Annotated in this window: 14 protein-coding genes; 11 read left to right on the top strand and 3 right to left on the bottom strand. The window is 69.3% G+C overall.

Annotated elements, in window-relative coordinates; genetic code table 11:
* Positions 1 to 22: 22 nt before the first annotated feature.
* From AB0B39_RS11415 to AB0B39_RS11400, 4 genes are all read left to right on the top strand, one after another.
* Positions 23 to 964 carry a sugar ABC transporter permease gene (locus AB0B39_RS11415; RefSeq protein ID WP_357492906.1) on the top strand — a complete coding sequence of 314 codons (942 nt, stop codon included), beginning with the start codon at positions 23 to 25 and terminating at the stop codon, positions 962 to 964.
* Positions 965 to 1849, top strand: coding sequence for a carbohydrate ABC transporter permease (locus AB0B39_RS11410; RefSeq protein ID WP_234581062.1), 885 nt, complete (start codon positions 965 to 967; stop codon positions 1847 to 1849).
* Between the two features lie 49 nt (positions 1850 to 1898).
* Positions 1899 to 3626: an IlvD/Edd family dehydratase gene (locus AB0B39_RS11405; protein ID WP_357492904.1), complete on the top strand. Its 1728-nt coding sequence runs from the start codon at positions 1899 to 1901 to the stop codon at positions 3624 to 3626.
* Between the two features lie 76 nt (positions 3627 to 3702).
* Positions 3703 to 4716, top strand: a complete 1014-nt coding sequence (locus AB0B39_RS11400; RefSeq protein ID WP_357574225.1) for a LacI family DNA-binding transcriptional regulator — start codon at positions 3703 to 3705, stop codon at positions 4714 to 4716.
* A gap of 76 nt (positions 4717 to 4792) precedes the next feature.
* Here AB0B39_RS11400 and AB0B39_RS11395 read toward each other — a convergent pair whose 3' ends face one another.
* Positions 4793 to 6202, bottom strand: coding sequence for a ricin-type beta-trefoil lectin domain protein (locus AB0B39_RS11395; protein ID WP_357492900.1), 1410 nt, complete (start codon positions 6200 to 6202; stop codon positions 4793 to 4795).
* A gap of 481 nt (positions 6203 to 6683) precedes the next feature.
* Positions 6684 to 7823: a substrate-binding domain-containing protein gene (locus AB0B39_RS11390; RefSeq protein WP_357574224.1), complete on the bottom strand. Its 1140-nt coding sequence runs from the start codon at positions 7821 to 7823 to the stop codon at positions 6684 to 6686.
* Positions 7824 to 8215: 392 nt separating this feature from the next.
* On the opposite strand from AB0B39_RS11390, the gene AB0B39_RS11385 reads away from it, so the two are divergent.
* The 7 genes from AB0B39_RS11385 (at position 8216) to iolB (ending at position 16257) form a co-directional block, all read left to right on the top strand.
* Entirely contained in the window at positions 8216 to 10255 is a 2040-nt protein-coding gene (locus tag AB0B39_RS11385; protein ID WP_357492896.1) for a DUF2264 domain-containing protein, read from the top strand.
* Positions 10252 to 11556 carry an extracellular solute-binding protein gene (locus tag AB0B39_RS11380; protein ID WP_357492894.1) on the top strand — a complete coding sequence of 435 codons (1305 nt, stop codon included), beginning with the start codon at positions 10252 to 10254 and terminating at the stop codon, positions 11554 to 11556. Before AB0B39_RS11385 ends, AB0B39_RS11380 begins: the two co-directional genes overlap by 4 nt.
* A gap of 76 nt (positions 11557 to 11632) precedes the next feature.
* On the top strand, positions 11633 to 12538 hold the full coding sequence (locus AB0B39_RS11375) for a sugar ABC transporter permease (RefSeq protein WP_357492892.1): 906 nt from the start codon (positions 11633 to 11635) through the stop codon (positions 12536 to 12538).
* Positions 12538 to 13434, top strand: coding sequence for a carbohydrate ABC transporter permease (locus AB0B39_RS11370; RefSeq protein WP_357574223.1), 897 nt, complete (start codon positions 12538 to 12540; stop codon positions 13432 to 13434). Before AB0B39_RS11375 ends, AB0B39_RS11370 begins: the two co-directional genes overlap by 1 nt.
* Positions 13435 to 13439: 5 nt before the next feature.
* A complete protein-coding gene (locus AB0B39_RS11365) occupies positions 13440 to 14117 on the top strand; it encodes a hypothetical protein (protein WP_357574222.1) in 678 nt (225 codons plus the stop codon).
* An 84-nt stretch (positions 14118 to 14201) separates the two neighbouring features.
* Positions 14202 to 15386, top strand: a complete 1185-nt coding sequence (locus tag AB0B39_RS11360; protein ID WP_357574221.1) for a glycoside hydrolase family 88 protein — start codon at positions 14202 to 14204, stop codon at positions 15384 to 15386.
* Between the two features lie 46 nt (positions 15387 to 15432).
* Complete coding sequence (gene iolB / locus AB0B39_RS11355) at positions 15433 to 16257, top strand: 5-deoxy-glucuronate isomerase (protein WP_357493429.1); 825 nt, start codon at positions 15433 to 15435, stop codon at positions 16255 to 16257.
* 95 nt (positions 16258 to 16352) lie between these two features.
* Here the strand turns inward: iolB and AB0B39_RS11350 are convergent, their stop codons facing one another.
* Complete coding sequence (locus AB0B39_RS11350; protein WP_357492884.1) at positions 16353 to 17666, bottom strand: RICIN domain-containing protein; 1314 nt, start codon at positions 17664 to 17666, stop codon at positions 16353 to 16355.
* Between the last annotated feature and the right edge of the window lie 457 nt (positions 17667 to 18123).

Here is an 18123-nt window from a genome sequence, read left to right as displayed (position 1 = left end):
GTCCACGTCCCGGAGACCAAAGATGACACTCCTGACCGAGAAGCGCGCACGGCGTCCCCAGAATGAGACGCGCAAGATCCGTGGCAAGGTGCACCTCCGCGAGCACCTGATGGGGTGGCTCTTCGTCGGGCCATTCGCTGTCGTCTTCCTGGCGTTCCTCATCGCGCCGCTGGCGTACGCGCTGTACCTCAGCCTCTTTCAGAAGAAGCTGATCGGCGGCACCAGCTTCGTCCTCTTCGACAACTACGTGAAGGCGTTCACCGACCCGAGCTTCCTGTCCGGGGCGTGGTTCGTCATCCGCTTCTCGCTCGTCTCCATTCCGCTGCAGATCGTCCTCGCGCTCGTGATGGCCCTCATCCTGGACTCGGTGACCACGCTGTTCGCGCGCTTCTCCCGCCTCATGATCTTTCTGCCGTACGCGATCCCCACCGTCATCGGGGCGGTGATGTGGGGGTTCCTCTACAGCAAGGGCTTCGGCCCGCTCACCGACATCTTCGGTCTGTTCGGCGCCACCGCGCCCGACTTCCTGGGCAGCAACCTGATCTTCTATGGCCTGCTCAACGTCGTCACCTGGCAGTGGGCGGGCTACTACATGATCATCCTGTACGCGGCGTTGCAGGGAGTCGACCCGACGCTCTACGAGGCCGCCCGGATGGACGGCGCCGGACGATGGCAGATCGCGACCCGCATCAAGATCCCGCTGATCGCGCCCGCGTTGATCCTGATCCTGGTCTTCTCGCTCATCGGCACCCTGCAGTTCTTCAACGAACCGCAGATCCTGCGCTACCTCGCCGCAGGCACGATCGGCTCCGACTTCACGCCCAACATGTACGCGTACCAACAGGCGTTCTCGCTCGCCAACTTCAACTACGGGTCCGCGATCTCGTTCGCCCTCGGCGGCATCGTGTTCATCTGCGTGTACGCCTTCCTGTTCTTCACCCGCAAGCGGAGGAGCTTCCTGTAGATGACCGACCACACAAGCGTCCGCGCAGGCTCTCGCCGCCCGCAGCGCTATCTCCCTCTGCAGATCCTCCTCGGCTTCCTGGTGATCTATTTCCTCGTGCCGTTCTGGTGGGTCATCGTCAACAGCTCCAAGGACGCGCCGGGCCTGTTCGGTGGCGGCAACACCCTCTGGTTCACCGACCAGATCGACTACCTCGGCAACCTCAAGCAGCTCTTCACCTACGACGGTGGCATCTACCTGCGGTGGATCCTCAACTCCACCCTGTACGCCATCGCCGGCGGAATCGGCGCCACGGTCCTGTCGGTAATGGCCGGCTACGGCTTCGCCAAGTACCGGTTCGCCGCGCGGCGCTTCAGCTTCGCCGTCGTGCTCGGCGCGCTGATGGTGCCCGCCACCGCCCTGGTCATCCCGACCTTCATCATGTTCTCCCGGCTCGGCATGACGAACACGGTCTGGGCGGTGATCCTCCCGTCGCTGCTCAACCCGTTCGGCGTCTACCTGATGCACGTGTACGCGCGCGACGCGGTGCCGGACGAACTCCTGGACGCGGCGCGGGTCGACGGGGCGGGAGAGGTGCGGACGTTCATCCAGATCGCTCTTCCGCTGATGCGCCCCGCGGTGGTCACCGTGCTGCTCCTGTCGGCCGTGGCGTCCTGGAACAACTACTTCCTGCCCCTGGCCATGCTCTCGGACAACCGGCTCTTCCCGGTCACCGTCGGCCTAGGCCTCTGGCAGGGGATCGCGTCGGCGAACAACTCGGGAGGCACCTCGCTGTGGAGCCTCATCATCCTGGGCTCGCTCGTGTCCGTGATCCCACTGGTCATCGCGTTCTTCAGCCTGCAACGACACTGGCGCGGCGGACTGTCCGTCGGAGGCCTCCGGTAGGCCGCCCTTCCCACCAGGAGCCCGGGCGGATGAACAGAAAGGTGTGCTGATGTCGACGACGGATCGAGCGCTGCGTAGCGGGCAGTGGTTCGGCGCGGAAGGCCGTAACGGGTTCATCCATCGGTCCTGGATGCGCAACCAGGGTTTCGCGGACGACGTCTTCGACGGTCGCCCGGTGATCGGCATCGCCACCACCTGGTCGGAGCTGACGCCCTGCAACGCCCACCTGCGCGACCTGGCCGAATCGGTGAAGCGGGGCGTGTGGGAGAGCGGCGGTCTGCCGCTGGAATTCCCCGCGATGAGCCTGGGTGAGCCGCTCATGCGACCCACCACCATGCTCTACCGCAACCTGCTCGCGATGGAGTTGGAGGAGTCGGTCCGCGCCAACCCGCTCGACGGGGTGGTCCTGCTCTCCGGCTGCGACAAGACCACTCCCGGCCTGCTGATGGGGGCGGCGAGCGTCGACCTGCCGACGCTGATGATGACCGGCGGGCCGATGCTCAACGGCAAGTTCCGCGGTCAGGACATCGGCTCGGGCACCGTCGTCTGGCGCTTCACGGAGGAGATGCGGGCCGGCCGGATGACCGCCGCGGACTGCGCCGAGGCGGAGGTCGGCATGTCCCGCAGCCGGGGCCACTGCATGACAATGGGCACCGCCTCCACGATGGCGTGCGTGACCGAGGCGCTGGGCGTGCAACTGCCGGGGGCCGCCGCCGTGCCGGCAGTCGACTCCCGGCGGTACGCGCTCGCCCAGGCCGCAGGCCGCCGGATCGTCGCCATGGTCGGCGAGGACCAGCGGCTGTCCTCGGTGCTCACCCGGGAGGCGTTCGAGAACGCGATCCGGGTCAACGCCGCGATCGGTGGCTCCACCAACGCCGTCGTGCACCTGCTCGCGATCGCCGGCCGCCTCGGCGTGCCCCTGTCGTTGGAGGACTTCGACACCCTCACCGCAGACGTGCCGCTGCTGGTCAACCTGATGCCGTCCGGGGCATACCTGATGGAGGACTTCGCCTACGCGGGGGGCCTTCCGGTGGTGATGAAGGAGCTCGCGCCGCTGCTGCACACGAACCACATCACCGTCAGTGGCAGGAGCGTGGCGGAGAACGTCGACGGCGCGCAGTGCTGGAACCGGGACGTCATCGCCACCATGGAGGAGCCGTTCCAGGCCGCCGGTTCGGGGACCGTCGTGCTGCGCGGGTCGCTCGCGCCGTCCGGGGCGGTGCTGAAGGTCTCCGCGGCCTCGGCCCACCTCCTCACGCACACCGGCCCGGCGCTCGTCTTCGACCGGATCGAGGAGTACGTCGTCGCCGCCGACGACCCGGACCTCGACGTCACAGCCGACACGGTGATCGTCGTGCGCAATGCCGGCCCACGTGGCTACCCGGGCTTCCCGGAGGTGGGGAACGTGCCCATGCCCCGCCGGTTGCTCGCCGACGGCATCACGGACATGGTGCGGATCTCGGACGCCCGCATGAGCGGCACCGGCTACGGCACGTGCGTCCTGCACGTGGCGCCGGAGGCCTCCGTGGGCGGGCCTCTCGCGCTGGTACGCACCGGCGACCTGGTCCACGTCGACGTCACCACGCGTCGCCTGGACCTCCTGGTCGACGATGCCGAACTCGCCGAACGCCGTGCCGCCTGGGAACCGCCACCGCCGGTGGCCGATCGAGGGTGGACGCGGCTGTACAGCGAGCATGTTCTGCAGGCCGACAGCGGCGCGGACCTCGACTTCCTCGTCGGTGGCAGTGGCAGCGCAGTGCCCCGTCACTCACACTGACGGCCCCGGAACGTACGAGGAAACGACTCATGGAAGAACGGACGGCCCGCCAGTGCGAGTTCACACGGAGAAAGCGGTGACCGCCGCCCATCGGCCACCGGTGATGGCGGACGTCGCCCGGCTGGCGGGCGTGTCGCACCAGACGGTGTCCCGGGTCATCAACGGGGCACCCGCCATCAGGCGCGAGACGCGGGAACGGGTTCTCGAGGCCATCCGACGGCTCGACTACCGCCCCAACACCGCAGCCCGCGCGCTGGTTCGCGGACGCTCCGGGATGATCGGCATCATCGGTACGGCCAGGACGCTGTTCGGTCCGACGAGTATTCACCGCAGCGTCGAGGATGCCGCCCGCGCCGCCGGCTACTTCGCCACCTCGGTGAGCCTCTCGGAGGTGACGGTACGCGCGCTCAGCGACGCCACCGAACACCTCATGCGCGTCGGCGTGGAGGGCGTCGTGATGATCGCCGGCAACGACGAGGCTCTCGAGGTGGTGCGGATGACCCGATCCGGTGTCCCCTTCGTGGTCGTGGAGGGCGATCTGTCCAGGGCCAGCGTCACCGTCGGCGTCGACCAGGTGCTCGGCGCCCGGATGGCGACCGACCACCTGCTCGGCCTCGGGCACCAGGAGATCGTGCACGTGTCCGGTCCGCTCAACTGGGCGGAGGCTCGCGCCCGCCGCGACGGCTGGCGTGCGGCGATGAGTGCGGCGGGCCTACGCCCGCCCGAGCCGGTCCAGGGTGACTGGATGGCCCACAGCGGCTATGTCGCCGGACTGCGGATCTGCGAGATGCCCGGGACCACCGCGGTCTTCGCCGCCAACGACCAGATGGCCATCGGGGTGCTGCGCGCGCTGCACGAACGGGGACGGCGGGTGCCCCAGGACATCTCCGTCGTCGGATTCGACGACGTCCCCGAGGCGGCGTACCTGATTCCGCCGCTGACCACGATCCAGCAGGATTTCGGCGCGGTAGGTCAACGGGCCATCACTGCCGTCACCCAGGCCATCGACGACACGGCGCCGCAGCCACTGCCGTTGGTCGTCCCCAAGCTCGTGGTGCGTGCGAGCACAGCGCCGCTGAGCGCCACGTGAGCGATTGTGACCCGCCGCCCACCCGAGCGGGCTCGGCGTGACGCCGAGCCCGCCCGGTTCGGTCCAACCGTGATCATTAGTTCAGGGCGGTGAGCCGGAACTGCTGGTTGGTCTGGCCGTGGCAGTCGTAGAGCTGGACCTGGGCGCCGTTGGCGGTGCTCCAGACGTCCAGGCATCGTCCGGACTGGACGCTGCTGATGGTGCCGTTGGAGTTGACGTTCCACTGCTGGTTGGTCTGGCCGTGGCAGCTGTAGATCTGCACGGCCGCGCCGTTACCGGTGCCCGCCGCGTCCAGGCACATGGTGCCGTACACCTGTAGTTGTTTGTTGGCGGTGTAGGTCCACGCCTGGTTGGTCTGCCTGTTGCAGTCCCAGAGGTGCACCCGCGTGCCATTGGTGCGCGAGGCGTTGGGCACGTCGACGCACCGGCCGGACTGCGTGCCGACGATCTGGCTGGCCGAGCCGGGCGGCGTGGTGGGTGTGACGGTGGGCGTCGGTGTCGGGGTGCTCGTCGGGGTGGTGGTCGGCGTCGGGCTGGTCGGCGTCGACGGCAGCAGCGGGCAGGTGCTGCGGTAGGTGACCACGCCGCTGTTGTCCAGCAGCGGGCAGAGGAACTGGCTGTACCGGGCGTCGTTGTCGAGGAACATCTTGACGAACGGCAGCATGGTCCGGACCAGCACGGGGTTCGACCGTCCGACCATGAACCCGTGGTCCGCGCCGGCGACCTCCAGGTAGGTGCTCTCGGTCGTGGTCGGGAGGCTGTTGTACAGGCCGGTGGCGTAGGACGGGGTGACCACCGTGTCCGCCTGGCCGGCGAAGATCATGGTGGGCACCCGGTCGTTGGCCAGGTTCGACGACGGCGAGTACGGCGCGATGCCGACGACCGCCTTCAGCGACGGACGCCTGGTGGCTGCGCTCAGCGCCCCGCCGCCGCCCATGGAGTGGCCGGCGACAGCCAACCGGTTGGGGTCGACCCGGTCGCGTACCGGGCTCTGCTGCGTCAGGTAGTCCAGCGCGGCGAGCAACTGGGTGCCGCGGGCCGTGTCGAAGTCGTTGCGGCTGTTGGTCTCGATGCCGATCACGACGAAGCCGTGGGAGGCCAGCCACGGGCCCATCCAGGCCAGTTCGGCGGAGAACAACGCGGTGTAACCCGGGGAGATCGCGATGGCCCCGAAGGTGCCCTGGCTGGTGTCGGTCGGGTAGTAGATCCGGCCACCGTTGAAGCCGTACCCGGTCGGGACGCTTACCGACGTGTTCGCGAAGGGGCCGTTCACGGCGGTGACGCTGGCCGCGGTGGGGTCCGGGCCGCGCTGGTACGGGTTGTCGGCGGCCGATGCCGACCCCGTCGCCACGGTGATGGTGAGCAGCCCGACCGCTGCGGCGATCCCGGCCGCGGCGAGCTTGAGGAGCCGTCCGCGCGAACGCGGGGACGTTCGGTCGGCATGGGTGTCACCCGGGGGCGGGGGGTGGTCTGCGGGTCCTCGCACTGTCGGTACCTCCTGGTGGTGGATGAGTGCCCCGACGCTGTCCGATCGTCGGCGTTGCAGCGTCAGCCGACCCGCCCGGTACGGCAGCAGGCCGTAGTCGCCGCGGGAGCTGAGACTGGCCAGCAGCGACGCAATCAGAGCGGCAACTATCGCGGCTGTTCCGGAAACAGTGGGCGTCCGGATTCGGTACGCCCGGGGGGACGGTTCCGGGAAATCATGCTGATCCGCTGGGGGTGGGCTCGACGGTCACGCTCGGGCCTCCAGAGCTGAGTGGATCATGTTAACGTTCACAGCGATCGATGGCTCTCAGGCTCGCAGAATGTTCCAGGATTTTCAACCGGTAGTTTCGGGCCTGTTGCGGGTCAATCGAGCGGCGCGCGGCCCCCTGCCGGCTCCCAACGCGACGCGCCGCTCGGGGTCTGTCCCGAGCGGCGTGTCTTCGACCGGCTGAACGTTCCCGAGGCGGGAACGCGAAGAGCCCCTACGCGGGTGGTGGCGCGGTCGACCCCCGGACCCGCAGCGACGGGCTGATGACGATCCGGTGGGTGGGGCGGTCGGGGTCGGCGAGCCGGTCGGCGACGAGGCGTACGGCAGCCCGGCCGATCGAGCGTCGCGGCGGTCGGACCGCGGTCAGCGGCGGGCTGAAGAGCCCGGCGATCTCGTCGTCGTACGCCACGATGGAGAGGTCGCCGGGAACGGACAGGTGCCGCTCCTCGCAGCGCTGCACCAGCGCGATCGCCTCGGCGTCGGCGTGCACCAGCAGTGCCGTCGTCCCGGTCGCCTGGCACCGGTCGAGCACGTCGTCGAGCACCGTGTCCCGCTCCGGTGACCGCGTGTCGGGCACCACGGCCACCACCGTCGCGTCCGAATCGAGGCCGCACTCGGTGGTGGCGTCGAGCCAGCCACGCCGCACGTGCTGGCTGGTGGGGCTGTTGGCGTCGAGCACCAGGCCGACCTTGCGGTGACCGAGCGAGGTGAGGTGGCGTACGGCCATGGCCGCGCCGAGCGCATGGTCGGTGACCACCGACTCCAGGACGGCGTGATGACTGCCCACCGTGGCGGTGCGTTCCAGCAGGACGACCGGGACGCCGACCTGGTCGAGCCACTCGATGGTGCGCTCGGCGGTCGGCGAGTCCATGCTCGGCGCGATGATCAGCGCGTCCACGTCCATCCGCTCCACCAGGCGGGCCAGTTGCGGCTGGTCGTCCTCGGTGTCGTACGAGGAGCCGCGGAGCACCACACGCATGTCCAGCTCGCGGGCGGCGCCCTCGACGCCGCGCGCCACGTCCGGCCAGTAGTAGTCCAATGAGGGCACCAGCATGCCGAGCACGCGTCCGACGAGCGGGTTCCGAGCTGCGGCGGGCGGTTCGTCGGGTGCCGGGACGTCGTCCGGCAGGATCAGGGCGACCCCGCCGTGGACCCGGCGAACCAACCCTTCGGCGGCGAGTTCCGCGATGTCGCGCCGGATGGTGACCGGCGCGGCGCCCAGCACGTGCGACAGGTCGGAGATGCGCATCGAGCCGTCGCGTTGCAGCGCTGCCAACAGTTGCTGGCGGCGGGCGACCTGAAGCGGTGCGCGGGAAGCCTCCGCCGTGGCGATGACAGGACTGTCCTTGGTCATGGGGGACCTCCGAGGAACGCGACGGTCGTGACCCGCCGTCGACCCGAGCGGCTGTGATCGATTGTGATCGTATCAGAGCGGTTATGGCGTCCAGAGTGGTGATGGATCAGTGTGCGGGCAGGGTTGCCCGGGCCGCAGGCGGTGGAACGATCTCCAATGGGAGCTTTCTGTCCACATTGAGGGCAAATGTTGGTAGCTCCGGCCCAGGCCGACCCCGGTGACGGTGTGTGCCTTTTTGATCGTATGTGTTCGTCTGGTTTGAGAACAGCATTGACTTGATCTGATGTGAGCGTTTTACTTCGGAAACCCTACGGATGCCGGGGCGTCACATTCCTGGCAACGCCCTCGCTCGCCACATTCCACGGAGACGGATCGATGCGACAGGATCTGGGATGACGTCCGGGACGGCCGGCCGGTCAACGCCGGGGACGGCCTCGGAGGCCGCGACCTGGAGCCGGGACGACTGGCTGGGCCTGGCCGACCGGATGCTCGCCGCGGTCCGGCCGTTCGCGTCGCCCGGCCACGCCCTCGTCAACCTTCCCGGGCCGGAGGGCGGTTACGGGCGGGCCGTTGACGGCCTCGAGGGTTTCGCCCGCACCTTCCTCCTGGCCGGCTTCCGCATCGCGGGGGCCAGGGGAGTGGGCATGGACGAGCTCGTCGACAGGTACGCGGCCGGCATCGCCGCCGGCACCGATCCGGGCTCCCCGGACCGCTGGGTGCGCCTGGACGAGCACCCCCAGGCGAAGGTGGAAGCCGCCTCCATCGCGCTGGTCCTGGACCTGACCCGCCCGTGGATCTGGGACCGGCTGCCGTCCGCGGTGCACGAGCGGGTGGTCGACTACCTGCGCCCGGCGGTCGGCGACGACACGTATCCACAGATCAACTGGGTCTGGTTCCGGCTGGTCGTACAGACGTTCCTGCGTTCGGTGGGTGGGCCGCACTCGCTCGACGAGATGGCCGCGGACCTGAGCACGCACGACGGCTTCGCCCGCCGGGACGGCTGGATGTCCGACGGGCCACACCGCGCGTACGACCACTATGTGGGCTGGGCCCTGCACCTGTATCCGACGCTGTGGGCCCGGATGGCCGGCGCTGCGGACCTGGCCGAGCAGCGTCGCGATCGGGACCTGGCCAGCCTCGACCGCTTCCTGAGCGACGCGGTCGCGCTCGTGGGCGCCGACGGGTCGCCGCTGATCCAGGGGCGAAGCCTGATCTACCGCTTCGCCGCGGCGGCGCCGTTCTGGGTCGGTGCGATCGCCGGCGTGCCCTCGGTCAGCCTCGGCCAGTTGCGTGGCGCGGCCACCCGCATCGTGCGCCACTTCGTCGCCAACGGGGCCCCGGACGAACGAGGACTGCTCACCACCGGCTGGCACCGGTCGTGGCCGAGACTGGCGCAGTCCTACTCCGGACCGGGCTCGCCGTACTGGGCCAGCAAGGGCCTGCTCGGCATCGCGCTACCCGCCGAACATCCGGTGTGGACAGCTCCCGAGGAGCCGCTGCCCGTCGAGGAGCGGGACGCGGTGCGGGCGGTGCGCGCGCCAGGCTGGTTGGTCTCCGGCACCCGTGCCGACGGCATCGTCCGTGTCGTCAACCACGGCACCGACCACGCCGTAGAGGGCGCCACTGTCGGAGACTCCCCGCTCTACGCGCGACTGGGCTACTCCACCGCCACCAGCCCCGTCCTCGACGACAGCGGCTGGGCCAGCCCACTCGACCAGTCCGTCACTCTCGTCGACGGCGCGGGCCGGGCCACCCACCGCGCCGGAATGCGCCTGCTGACCGTGCACGTCGACACCGACGGCGTGGGCGTGGCCGGGTCACGTGGCCTCGCCCGCTGGGTCGACCCGGACCCGGGCCAACGCGATCATGGCGGCGGCCGGGCGGGCCGGTCCCGACCGGCCGGGCACCTCACCGTGTACTCGGTGGTCCGTGGCCCCTGGGAGCTGCGTCTGACCCGCGTCGACGACCTCGCCGACGGCATCGAGGCCGATGCGCTGCGGCTACGGATCGGCGGCTGGGCCATTGCCGGGGACGCGACGGCAACCCTTCGCGGCGACGCGGCGGCCGTGACCGGCGCCGGCCTGACCAGTCGGCTCGAGAGCGTGCACGGCGGCGGAACCGCCGGCGCCACCACCCTTGCGCACGGCGGGCCCCTGGCCGGCGGGCTGGTCGTGCCCTGGCTGGAGCACCCCGTCCGGCCGGGCGCATGGGCCGCGGCCCTCCTCGAGTTGTCCACGGTGCCGGCGTCCCGGGTCGGGCAGGCCTGCCAGGCCGTGATCACCGAGGACGCGCGGGGCCTCCACCTGGCGGTGGACTGGCCCGACGGGATCAGCACGTCGACCCATCTGGACACGGAGCACCCCAGGCCCAGCCACGCGGCCTGGTTGCAGTGCGGGCCCGACCGGGCCCCTGACCTAAGGAGAAAGGGATGAAGCGTGCGATACCCGCCGTCATCAGCGCTGCGACGGCCCTGACGCTTGTTCTCGCCGGTTGCGGCGGCGGAGACGAGCCGGTCGACCCCAATGCCCCGGTGACCATCACCCTGGCCGGCTGGACCCTGTCGTCCACGCCCGAGTTCAAGACGCTCGCCGACGGCTTCAAGGCAACCCACCCGAACGTGACGGTGCAGCTCAAGGAGTACGCCGCAGGCAACGACTACGACACCCAGATGATCACGGACCTGGCCGCCGGCACCGCCCCGGACGTCTACGTCATGAAGACCCTCAAGAACTTCTACACGTACCAGAGCGGTGGTCAGCTGCTCGACGTCTCCGACGTCACCTCCGGTCTCGGCTCGAGCCCGGCGCTCACGCCGTACCAGGTGGACGGCAAGGCGTACGCGGTGCCGTACCGGCAGGACTCGTGGGTGCTGTTCTACAACAAGGACCTGTTCGCGAAGGCGAAGGTGGCCCCGCCGGACGGCAGCTGGACCTGGGACGACTACACCGACGCGGCGAAGCGGCTGCACACCGGGCTGAAGGGGGCCGGCTCGAACGCGACGGGCGCGTACCAGCACACCTTCCAGTCGACAGTGCAGGGATTCGCGCTCGCCCAGACCCCCAACGCGGATCTGCTCTCCGGGGACTTCGGCTACCTGAAGCCGTACTACGAGCGGTCACTGGACCTGCAGGCGGCCGGCGCGCAGCCGACCTTCGGCACGGCGAAGACCAACAAACTCACCTACCAGGCGCAGTTCGGCAAGCAGCAGTCGGCGATGCTGCTGATGGGCACCTGGTACGTGGCCACGCTGCTCAACCAGCGCAAGAGCGGAGACGCCGACACGTTCGGGTGGGGCATGGCACCGGCGCCGCAGTTCGACAAGTCCACCACCGGCACCTCCGCCACTCCTGTCACCTTCGGCGACCCGACTGGCCTGGGGATCAACCCGAAGATCAGCAAGTCGAAGGTCGCCGCGGCCAAGGCCTTCCTCCGCTACGCGGGCGGCCCGGACGCCGCAAAGGCGCTGGCCGGGATCGGCATCACCCCGGCCCAGGTCACCGACGCGGTCACCGCGACGCTGTTCGGGCTGGACGGCGTACCGCAGGACGACCTGTCGAAGTTCGCCTACGCGAAGCACACCGTCAAGCCGGAGAACCCGGTGTCGAAGCACACCGCCGGCCTGCAGAACCTCCTCAACGAGACGCACTCGGCGATCCTCTCCGACGGCAAGGGCGTCGACGCGGAACTGAGCAAGGCGCAGACCCGTGCCAAGAACGAGGTCCTCAACCAGTGAGCTGATGGCGGGTCCGGCGCGCGCCTTCGCCGCGCGCCGGATCCGCCGCCGAGCCGAACGCTCCCGGAGACTGCCCATGACAACATTGCCGCGCACGCGGCCCAGGCGCCGGCGGCTGGTGTCGCGCAACACGGTCGCCGGTTGGTCGTTCATCCTGCCCAACTTCGTCGGCTTCGCCGGGTTCACCCTGCTACCCGTCGTCGTGCTGTTCTACGTGGCCTTCACCAACTGGAACGTCTTCGGGGTGGCCGAGTGGACCGGCACCGCCAATTTCCGGCGCATGTGGGACGACTCGAGCTTCTGGACCGCTCTGCGCAACACCGTCTACTACACGGTCTTCCACATCCCGCTGACCCTCGCGGCGGCACTCGGGCTGGCGCTGCTGCTCAACCGCAAACTGCGTGGCGTGCGGTTCTTCCGCACGGTCGCCTTCTTTCCGTACATCACCTCGATCGTGGCGATCGCGATCGTCTGGAACCAGCTGTTCAGCCCGGAGTACGGCCCGATCAACGCTCTCCTCGGTGCCGTCGGGGTGGACGATGCCCCGGGCTGGACCACGTCGTCGACCTGGTCGATGCCGGCGGTCATCATCGTCGGCACCTGGCGGTACATGGGTTACTACATGCTGCTGTTCCTGGCCGGCCTGCAGACCATCCCGGCCCAGCTATACGAAGCGGCCGAGACCGACGGCGCCTCAGCGTGGCAGCGGTTCGTGCACGTGACAGTCCCCGGCCTGCGACACACCACGTTCTTCGTCACGGTGCTGCTCACCATCGAGAGTTTCAAGGTCTTCGACCTCATCCTCGTGATGACCGGCGGCGGACCGGGCCAGTCGACGCTGGTGCTCTCGCAGTACATCTACCAGAAGGGCTTCGAGGAGAACCAGTTCGGCTACGCATCGGCGGTCTCCATCGTCCTGTTCGCCATCTGCTTCGGCATCACGGTGATCCAGTTCATGGTCAACAAGCGGAGGAACAGCTGATGACCGCGACCGACCTCTCCCTGCCCACCCCGGCCGTCGCCGCGCCCGGAGACCGCAGCGCACCCGGCCGGCAGGCCCGGTCCCGGGGCTGGCGGCTCGTCGGGTACGCCGCCCTCGTGCTCGCGGCGGCCGGGCTGCTGCTGCCGTTCTACTGGATGGTGGTGGCGTCGTTGAAGACCAACAGCGACGTCTTCACCATCCCGATCACCTGGCTCCCCGATCCGGTGGTGTGGCGGAACTACCTCGACATCTGGCAGCGCTCGGACATGACGACCTGGCTGGGAAACACGTTGCTGCTGTCGGTGCTCGTCAGCTTCCTCCAGGTGGTGACCGGCAGCTTCGCCGCGTACGGCTTCGCCCGCGTCCGCTTTCCCGGCCGCAACGCGCTCTTCCTGGCGTACGTCGGGACGATCGCGGTGCCGTGGCAGTCGTACATGATTCCGCAGTTCATCCTCATGTCGAAGTTGCAGTTGTCGAACACGCTGTGGTCGATCGTCGCGCTGCAGGCGTTCGGCGCGTTCGGCGTGTTCCTGATGAAGCAGTTCTACGAGACGATCCCCGAGGAGCTCAGCGAAGCGGCGCGGGTGGACGGGCTCAGCGAGTTCGGCATCTACCGACGGATCATGCTGCCGCTGTCCCGACCGGCTCTGGCCAGCCTCGCCCTGCTGACGTTCGTGACCACCTGGAACGACTACCTGGGTCCGCTGGTCTACCTGCGCAGCGCGGAGCTGCGCACCATCCAGTTGGGGCTCAACACCTTCATCTCGCAGTACAACGCCGAGTACGCGCTGATCATGACGGGCTCCGTGCTGTCCGTGCTGCCCGTCGCGGTCATCTTCCTGCTCGGCCAGCGCTACTTCATCGAGGGCATCGCCACGACCGGACTGAAGGGTTGAGGCCCATGCGTTCGCGCCACCACACCATCGCCGCCGTCTTCGACGGGTTCTACGTCGCGCTCGTCAGCAACCTGCTGCTGGTGCTCGGTTGCCTGCCACTGGTGACGCTCGCGTTCACCACCGAGGCGGCGCGCTCCTGGCCGCTGTACGCGCTGACCGCCCCGCTCTGCGCGCCCGGGCTCTGTGCGGTCTTCGCGGTCATGTCCGCCTATTCGGCCGGCGACACCGGCGGCGTACTGCGCACCTACCGCCGCGCCTGGCGAGCCACCGCCCGGCCGGCGATGCTCTGGACGGCGACAGCCATGGCCGCCCTGGTCGTGCTCGCCGTCGACGCCCGCGCCGCGTGGGGCCACCGGGTCGGGGCACTCGCACTGCCGGTGCTGGCGACCCTGATCGTCCTCACCGTCGCCACCACGTTGCTGGGGTTGGTGACCGTCGCCGAGCGACCCACCGCGCGGTTGCGTGAGGTGGCCCGCGCCTGCGTGTATCTGGCGGTGCGCCGGTGGTACCTCACCGCCGTGTCTCTCCTCGCCCTCGTGCTGCTCGCACAGATCCTGGCGGCCCGCCCCGCGATCGCGCTCGGCCTCGCCGCCGCGCCACTGCTCTACGTCGTGTGGGCCAACAGCCGCTTCACAATGCGCGCCGCCCTCGACCCACCGACGACCGCACCGCAGAGCACCTGAGCACCACGTACCGGCTACCGAGCCGGGACGCCGACAGCACACCTGCCCGGCACCGGCCCGTACCCACGAGGGGGAACAGCATCCATGACGGCGACCGACGTCCGTCCCAGCTCCGACGCAGACGCCATGGCGGCCGCGGTGGCCGCCGCGATACGCACCATCGACGCGAACATCGCCACCTTCGGCGACCGGTACCCCGCGGACACCACCGCCGCCAACCGCTACCCGCTGCGGCCGGCGGGCGGTGGCCAGCCCGAGGGCGCCAACATCGGCTGGACCACCAGCTTCTGGCCCGGGATGCTCTGGCTGGCACATGATCTGACCGGTGCGGAGAGCCACCGGCGGGCCGCGCTGTCCCACGTGGACAGCTTCGTGACCCGGATGACCCGCGGCATCGACCTGGACACCCACGACCTCGGGTTCCTCTATACCCTCGCCTGCGTCACCCCGGCCCGCCGTACCGGCGATCCGCGGGCCCGGGGCGCGGCTCTCGCCGCCGCCGACCACCTGATGACGCGCATCCTCGAACCCGCCGGGATCATCCAGGCCTGGGGCGACCTGAGTGACCCCCGGCAACGTGGCCGCACCATCATCGACAGCCTCATGAACACGCCGCTGCTCTTCTGGGCCAGCCACACGACAGGCGACGACCGCTACGCCGCGGCGGCCCGCCGGCACGCTGCCCAGCTACGCCGGCACCTCCTGCGCCCGGACGGCACCACGTTCCACACCTTCTACTGGGACCCCGACAGTGGGGTGCCGCTACGGGGCGAAACCGAGCAGGGCCACGCCGACCACTCCTGCTGGGCCCGCGGGCAGGCATGGGGCATCTACGGGTTCAGTCTCAACCATCGACACACGGGCGACCCCGCGCTGCTCGCCGCCGCGAGGATCTGCGCGGACCGCTTCCTCGCCCGCCTGCCGAACGATCACGTCGCGTACTGGGACCTGGAATTCGGCGACGGCAGCGGTCAGGAGCGGGACAGTTCGGCCGCGGCCATCGCCGCCTGCGGCCTGGTCGAACTCGCCGACAGCCTCACCGACACGGCCAGCGCCGACCGGTACCGGACGGCAGCGGCCGAGATCCTGCGCTCGCTCATCAGCCACTACTCCACCGGCGGCCATCCGGTCTCGAACGCGCTGATCCTGCATGGCGTCTACGACAAGCCCAAGGGCATCGGAGTCGACGAGGGAACCCTGTGGGGCGACTACTTCTACCTGGAAGCCCTCACCCGCGCCACGATCCCTGGCTGGACCAGCCCTTGGTGACCACCGCGATCGTCCCGCACCGTCCGCATCCTGAAGAAAGGTGATCATGGACTACCGCTACCACTGCGCCATTCCCGCCGCCGACGGCCGGAACACGCTGCCCTTCAATCCCTGCCGGCTGCTGGACTTCACCCTGCTGCGGTTGTCGGCCGGCGAGTCCTGGACCGGCGAGTCCGGCGACCGGGAGATCCTGGCCGTCATCCTCGGAGGCACGGCCAGCTTCACCGTCGCCGGCCGCCACTTCCCGCAGGTCGGTCGACGCCCGGACGTCTTCTCCGGCAAGCCGCACTCGGTCTACATCCCGGCCGGCTCCGCGGTGACCGTCGAGGCGGTCACCGCCGTGGAGATAGCCCTCCCCAGCGCACCCAGCGAGCTGGCCACCGACCCCTATGTCATCTCGCCGGACCAGGTCGTCAGCGGGCGCTGGGGAGCTGCCAACTTCGGCCGTACCTACCACCAGATCCTCACCGAGGTCTCGCAACCGGACCTGCCCGCCCGCCGGCTCATCGTCGGCGAGACCTACACGCCCTCGGGCAACTGGAGCACGTACCCGCCGCACCGGCACAAGGTCGACGACCTGCCCGCCGAGGCCGCGCACGAGGAGATGTACTACTACCGCGTCAACCCGGCGGACGGGTTCGGCATCAGCCGGGTCTACACCGACGAGGGGTACGAGGAGAACGTCACCATCCGCGAGCACGTGATGCAGATGATGCCCGAGGGGTACCACACAGTGGTCAGCGCGCCCGGCTACACCACCTATTTCCTGTGGTTCCTGGCCGGTGCACAACGCACCCAGGGCGCCCGCGAGGACGCCGCGCTCGCCTGGGTGGGCCAGACCGTGCCGACCCTGCGCAGTGTGGGCCTGTAGCGATGGCCACCCCGCTCGGCCATCCGCACCGCCTGACGGCGACGCGCCGCCCGGGACCTGACCCGAGCGGCGCGTCGTCGACAGGCTCAGCGGTACTAGGTGCGCGTTGTCCACTGCTGGTTGGCGCCGCCGTGGCAGGCCCAGAGGTGCATTTGCGTCCCGTTGGCGGTGCCGGAGCTGACGGCATCGAGGCAGAGCCCCGACTGGACTCCGGTGATGGTGCCGTTGGCGTTCAGGTTCCACTGCTGGTTGGGCTGGCCGTTGCAGTCCCAGATGATGACCGCGGTGCCGTTGCTGCTTCCCGCCCCGCTGGCGTCGAGGCACTTGTTGCCGTAGACGGTCAGGGTGCGGCTCGCCGTATGGGTCCAGCGCTGGTTGGTGCGACCGTGACAGTCCCACAGCTGCGCGCGGGTCCCGTTGGTGGTGCTCGAGTTGGGGATGTCGATGCAGCGGCCGGACTGGCTGCCCACGATCAGCACGTTCTGCTGGCCGGACGGCGGGGGAGTGCTGGGCGGGGGAGTGCTGGGCGGAGGGCTGGTGGGCGGCACCGTCGAGCCGAACTGGGTGAAGAACCGCCACACCTCCTGCTTGACCCAGCTGCGCGCGCCGCTCTCACAGCCGGCGCAGCCGTCCACCGGACCTTGCTGGTGGCCGCCGTCGAACGCGGCCCAGACCACCGGATAGCCGGCCTGACACGAGTAGGCGGTGGTGATGTGGGTCAGACTGCCCGCCCTCGGTTCCGGCGGGTTCTGCGCGGCGCAGCCGTTGTTGCGGACGAACCTGTCGCGCAGCGCCCGTCCGTTGGGGATGTTGTCGTTGATGCCGTGAATCCCCAGGTACGCCACCGGCTGGGTGCCGCCGCTGCAACCGCTGATCGCCCCGGGCGCCGCGATCGCCGCGACCGCGCGGAACACGGTGGGGCGGGAGCACGCCAACGAGTAGCTCATCGCGCCGCCGTAGCTGAATCCCACCGAGAAGAGTTGCGTCGTGTCGACACAGAGAGCGTTCTCGATGACGCGGACCATGTCGTCGGTAAAGGTCACGTCCTCGCCGTTGGAGTTGCCCCAGCCGTTGTTGAGGCCCTGCGGGGCAACGAAGATCGTGGTGTTGTTCGACTGGGAGAGCATGCCGTAGTAGGCCCACGGAGCCCCGTCGGTGCCGCCCGACGCGACCTGATCGGCGGTGCCACCCAGCCAGTGGAACCCGAAGGCCAGTCGGTGGGCGTAGGTGTTGTTGTAGCTGTCGGGCAGCCGAAGGATGAAGCTGCGGTTCTTTCCGCTGCTCTGGATCGTGTGGGTGCCGCTGTTCAGTCCGGGCGTCTTGCCGCAGCCGGCGGTGGTGGCGGCGGTCGCCGGCCCGCCAGCCATGACGACGTACGCCCCGACGGCGACGAGAACCAGGACAGCCATCGCGGCCCCTATCCAGGGGCTGGAGAGTCTGCGAAGTGGCACGGTTGCGCCTCCTTGTGGTGGACGAAGATCCATTGGTGGTGTTGGCGTGGGCCGTCACCGGCCGGCGAGGGAGCCGCGAGGCGGTCCTTCGCAGGCCGTCCAGGGTGGTGCCGATGCCGCGACAGCCGGTTCTGGTCGCCGGGACGACGGCTGGCGATGAGCCACGCAACACATAGACTAGCATCATGGTGTGACGTATGACGTTCGTGATTGTGGCGGCGCGTGCCCGCGGGGTGGATTCACCCTCCGGAGTGCTCCGTCCGGCCAGGTCGAACGAGCATCTTCGATGCCTTGACACCCCAGATGCGATCGCTAACACTTGTCCGCAACACGTACTTAATGATCTGGACACATGGCGTCTGCCTCGTCGGCGATACCGGCACAGCACGTCGCGAACCGCTCCCCACCGCGCCGC

Source organism: Micromonospora sp. NPDC049114 (genome assembly GCF_040648635.1).
In the GTDB taxonomy this organism is placed as follows: Bacteria; Actinomycetota; Actinomycetes; order Mycobacteriales; family Micromonosporaceae; genus Micromonospora.
The sequence above is the reverse complement of the archived record's forward strand: the minus strand, read 5'-3'. Positions and strand labels throughout refer to the sequence as shown.